The organism is Candidatus Electronema sp. TJ (assembly GCF_048287355.1).
GTDB lineage: Bacteria > Desulfobacterota > Desulfobulbia > Desulfobulbales > Desulfobulbaceae > Electronema.
In genome coordinates this window covers 12882-17635 of record NZ_JBLWEP010000008.1, presented here as the reverse complement: position 1 = coordinate 17635, position 4754 = coordinate 12882, and the positions used below count along the sequence as shown (strand labels likewise).

4 protein-coding genes are annotated in these 4754 nt (G+C 63.5%); 2 read left to right on the top strand and 2 right to left on the bottom strand.

The window, feature by feature from the left end; translation table 11 throughout:
• Positions 1 to 75: 75 nt before the first annotated feature.
• Complete coding sequence (locus ACNKID_RS01325; RefSeq protein ID WP_417911628.1) at positions 76 to 1842, bottom strand: two-component system sensor histidine kinase NtrB; 1767 nt, start codon at positions 1840 to 1842, stop codon at positions 76 to 78.
• 7 nt (positions 1843 to 1849) lie between these two features.
• Positions 1850 to 3232: a sigma-54-dependent transcriptional regulator gene (locus tag ACNKID_RS01320; RefSeq protein ID WP_417911627.1), complete on the bottom strand. Its 1383-nt coding sequence runs from the start codon at positions 3230 to 3232 to the stop codon at positions 1850 to 1852.
• 173 nt (positions 3233 to 3405) lie between these two features.
• On the opposite strand from ACNKID_RS01320, the gene tatC reads away from it, so the two are divergent.
• Together tatC and ACNKID_RS01310 are read left to right on the top strand one after the other, a co-directional pair.
• Positions 3406 to 4182 carry a twin-arginine translocase subunit TatC gene (tatC, locus tag ACNKID_RS01315; protein WP_417911626.1) on the top strand — a complete coding sequence of 259 codons (777 nt, stop codon included), beginning with the start codon at positions 3406 to 3408 and terminating at the stop codon, positions 4180 to 4182.
• 36 nt (positions 4183 to 4218) lie between these two features.
• Positions 4219 to 4754 (top strand): class II fructose-bisphosphate aldolase (locus tag ACNKID_RS01310; RefSeq protein ID WP_417911625.1); only part of this gene is annotated, 536 nt, incomplete at its 3' end.

The following is a 4754-nucleotide window of genomic DNA, read 5'->3' as shown; positions in this document are numbered from 1 at the left end:
ATGAGCATGCTGACTCGCCAAGTATCAGCATGCTCATACCCGGCCGCACATCGGATTGGCTTGCGGCGCGGAAGGTTAATACTCGTCGGGCAGAGAGGGCAGGGGCAGGCAGACTTCCATCACGCAGCCGGGACCGTCTTCTGGCTCCAGCAGGCGGACTTTGCCGCCGTGCTGCTCGGCCAGCTGGCGGACGATGGACAGGCCCAGCCCGGCGCAGTTGGCCTTGGTCGAGAAGAAGGGGGTGAAGATCACCTCGCGCAGCTCTTCGGCTATGCCGGGGCCTCGGTCCAGCACCGCGAGGCAGACGCAGTTGCGTCCGTTTTCCTCCCGCGCCCGCACCAGCACCGGCCACTGGCCGGTCTGGGCCGCAGCGGCGCAGCTGTTCTCCAGCAGATGCGTGAGCAGTGTCTGCACCAGCTGGCGGTCGGCCCAGCAGTCGAGGTGGGCAGGGATGTCCAGCTCCATCGCGGCAGTGAGCGGGCAGGACTCCTTGCCCTTGACTTGGCGGATGGTCTCCTCGCAGAGCCGCCGCAGGTCGAACCATTCCAAGGTCAGGGCCTGCGGCCGGGCGAACTGGAGGAAGTCGGTGATGGTCTTCTCCATCCGCGCTGACTCCCTGATGATGATCTCGGTCAGATGGCGGTTGGCCCGGCTGAGGGGATCAGGGCTGCTGTCCGCCGCATGAACGTTCTTCAGGAGCTGGGCTGAGCCGGAGATGGCGGCGATGGGGTTGCGGAAGTCGTGGGCGACAGCCGCGCTCAGCTCGCCGATGGCGGCCAGCTTCTCCGTGTTGCGCATCTGCTGCTCCATCTGCTCCAGCAGGCTGACATCCTGCACGGTGATGACCTTGCACTGCGCCCCGCCAGGATCGTTCAGGGCCGGATCTGGCGGCAGCTTGAGATGGGCGAAGGTGTGCCGCACCCGTGTCATCCCCCCGTCCTTGCGCTGCAAGTCCGCCACCTGTCTGCTCTGGTCGGTCTCAGTCAGCATCCCGGCCGGGAAGAAGCTGTTGAAGGGCAGGCCGAGCAGCTCGGCGGTGCTGAAGCCGCTGATCCGCTCAAAGGCCGGGTTGCAGGAGCTGATCCGGTTGCGTCCGTCCACTGTGACGATGCCGGTGCCGATGTCGTCAAAGACCTGCTTGTAGAGCTGATTGAGCCGGTCGAACTGGACAAAGGTCTGCGAGAGGGCCTCTTCGGTCTTGCGCAGCCGCCCGGCGAGCAGGTTGCTGAGCAGGCCGATGGTGAAGAAGGTGATCCCATAGACCGAATACACATTGGTCAGCGCAAGGTAGTCGGTCGGCGGCACGTAGCGGGTCTGGGCGTAGAAAAGGGGGATATAGCCCAGATACTCGCAGGCGAGGATGCCGCCGTAGAGGATGGATGCCGCCGCCGCCGCAATCAGGCCGCCGGTGCGGCTGAGGCTCATCCCGCCCGTGATCACCGGGAAGATGAAGACCGGGGTGAAGATCGACTGGCTGCATCCTGTCCCCGCCACCAGCAGGGCGGCGAAGACAGCATCAGAGAGGAGCTGGAGCAGGCCGAAGCGGGGCAGGTGCTTGATCATGTTCTGGAGCAGGCCTGCCGAGCCGATGGAGTAGATGAAGACCACGGAGAGGAAGGCCATGGTCACAGCAGGCGGCGGCAGGATGATGTCCCGGCCCTTGGTTTGCAGCACCACCGTGACCGCGATCAGCAGGGTGAAGAGCAGCACCCGGATCATCAGCAGCCAGAGGATGTGCAGGCGCAGCTGCTCGCCGCTGCTCTGCCGGGGCGACAGCTCGCTGATCAGTCGGTTCTTCATCTCGGCCAAGCCTGTAGAAGGAAGGTGTTGAGCGGCAGCCATTGCGGTTTCAGTCAATGCCATACTTCTTGGTCTTGTAGCGCAGGGAGCGGAAGCTGATCTTGAGCAGGTCAGCAGCCCGCATTTTGGAGCCTTCCGCCGCCTCGATGGCGTGCAGGATCATCTTCTTCTCCATCCGCTCCACGCTCGCCTCCAAGCCCCGGTCGAACAGCTCAGCCTCGTCCCGCGCACCGATGAAGAGCGGCTCTTTGACCGGCGGAGGAGGAGCTGCGCTCCTCTCCTCCTTGCGGGTGGAAAGGATCAGGCTTTCCGGCAGGATGATGTTGGAGGACTCCAGCGCCACGCCGCGCTCGATGATGTTCTCCAATTCCCGCACATTACCAGGGAAACTGTAGTTCATCAAGACTTCCATGCCGTAGGAGGAGACGCTCTGCGCCTCCCTGCCCATCAGCTTGGCGTATTTCTTGAGGAAGTGATCAACCAGCAGCGGCACGTCGCCCTTGCGCTCGCGCAGCGGCGGCAGGCGCACCGGCACCACGGCCAGGCGGTAGAAGAGGTCTTCCCTGAACCGCTTCTCCATGACCTCCTCCTCCAGATTGCGGTTGGTGGCGGCGACGATGCGCACATCCACCTGCTTGGTGCGGGCGGAGCCGACCGGCATGATCTGCCGCTCCTGGAGCACCCGCAGGAGCTTGGTCTGGATGGGCAGAGTCAGCTCGCCAATCTCGTCCAAGAAGACCGTGCCGGTGTGCGCCTGCTCGAAGAGGCCGGCCTTGTCCGCCACTGCGCCGGTGAAGGAGCCTCTGACATGGCCGAACAGCTCGCTCTCCAGCAGGCTCTCCGGGATGGCGCTGCAATTGATGGCCACAAAGGGATTGGCAGCGACCTTGGACAGGTCATGGACAGCCTTGGCGATCAGCTCCTTGCCGGTGCCGGACTCGCCGGTGATGAGCACGCTGGCCGGGGTGGGCGCGACCCGGCGGATGAGGTCGGCGATCTTCAGCATCTCCGCGCTGCTGCCGATGATGCCTGGCAGACCTGCTCCCGCCGCGTCCGCCGCCGCGTCCGCCTTGCGCTTGGCCAGAGCGGCCCGCACCACCTTGCGCAGCTCATCCACGTTGAAGGGCTTGGACAAGTAGTCAAAGGCCCCGTTCTTCATCGCCTGCACCGCGTCGTCAGGCGAGGCGAAGGCCGTGACCATGATCACCGGCAGCTCAGGCTTGCGGCTCTTCAGCTCGGCCAGCAGGGACAGCCCGCCCATGCCCGGCATCCGCACATCCGAGATCACCGCGTCAAAGTCCTTCTGCGCGACAGCGGCCAGCGCGGCCTCGGCAGTGGGCGCGGCAGTGACGGCGCAGCCTTCCCGATAGAAGAGTATGCTGAGGAAGTCCCGCATGCTCTGCTCGTCGTCAACAATAAGAAGGTTGGGCATGGTCTGCGCTGCGGGGGTTGCGTTTCACAGGTGCTTTTGAAAGAGCTGTCTGCCCGCAGTGTAGCAGTGAACAGGGCCGGAAGTCAATCCCTGTGTGCCGCTGGGGGTTTGACAGCACGGACGGAACAGGGTATGCTGGCGGCAGAACCTCTGCCCGAAGGAGCGCAACCGCCATGAACGATCAGGAATCATTGCCTCAGCAGCCGCTGACTGAGCACCTTGCCGAGCTGCGCTCCTGCCTGATCGTCTCGCTGGCCGCCGCCTTTGCCGGCTTCGCCATTGCCTATGCGGTGATACAGCCTGTGGCGGACTGGTTCCTCGCCCCGCTGGTGCAAGTCATGCCGGAGAGCAAGAGCCTGATCTTCAGCTCCTATCAGGAAGGCTTCTTCTTCTATCTCAAGCTGGCGCTGGCAGCCGGACTGCTCCTGGCCAGCCCGGTGATCTTCCACCAGACATGGCGCTTTGTCGCTCCTGGGCTGTACCAGCACGAGAAGCGGGCACTGCTGCCGTTCACCGTGGTCTCGTCCCTCTGCTTCCTTGGCGGCGCGGCCTTTGGCCACTTGGTCATCTTCCCGCCGACATTCCGCTTTCTCCTGGGCTATTCCAATGCCTTTCTGGAGCCTATGCCAGCGGTGAGCGAGTACTTCTCGCTTGCCCTCTTCCTGCTCATCGCCTTTGGCCTGATCTTCGAGCTGCCGGTCTTCATGGTCTTTCTTGCCAAGCTGGGCAAGGTGGACGCGCCCTTCTTGGCTAGGAACCGCAAGTATGCCGTGCTGATCGCCTTCATTGCCGCGGCGGTTGTCACGCCCACTCCTGATCCGGTCAATCAGTGCCTTATGGCCGGGCCGCTGATCGCCCTGTATGAGATCAGCATCATCGCTGTGCGTTTCTTTGTCAAAAAGCCGCTGACAGCGCTGGCGGCGGAAGAGGCAAAGCTGCATAACCTGTAGTGCATCGCCAGATCAACCCGAACGAAAGGAGGAACCATGTCCTATACTGCTGACTTTGACAAAGCCTTGGAAGTAGGCCGTCCGCCCACCATCAAAGCCCTGTTCCCGAACTCCCGCGCCTTGCTGGTCAGCGGCAAGGTGATCGACCGGGCCATGCTCCGCAAGGGCAAGGCCATGACCATGGCCGCCAATGGCCGCAGCAACTTGGTGATTCGCGGGGCCTTGATGGCCGCCCAGCGGGCACAGGCGGCCTTGATCATCGAGATTGCCCGCTCCGAAGGCGGGGCCTCGTCCTACTGCGCCACCAATTATTGGAACATGGCCCGGCAGGTGGACGCGCTCTGCAACGAGCTGGCCATCACCGTGCCTGTGGCCATCCATGCCGACCACTACGGGATCAAGTCCGCCGCAGACCTGCCCTTTGCCCGCACCGAGATTCCCAGCATGTTTGACGCGGGCATCACGTCCATCGCTGTTGATGCCTCGCACATGAAGGACGACGATAACCTGCTCGCCAGCATCGCCTTGAGCAGCGTCATCCCGGCCTGGGCGGGCTACGAGACCGAAGTGGG

Coding starts and splice junctions, on each gene's coding strand:
- ACNKID_RS01325 (WP_417911628.1), bottom strand. CDS start 1,842: ATGGCTGCCGCTCAACACCTTCCTTCTACAGGCTTGGCCGAGATGAAG.
- tatC (WP_417911626.1), top strand. CDS start 3,406: ATGAACGATCAGGAATCATTGCCTCAGCAGCCGCTGACTGAGCACCTT.
- ACNKID_RS01320 (WP_417911627.1), bottom strand. CDS start 3,232: ATGCCCAACCTTCTTATTGTTGACGACGAGCAGAGCATGCGGGACTTC.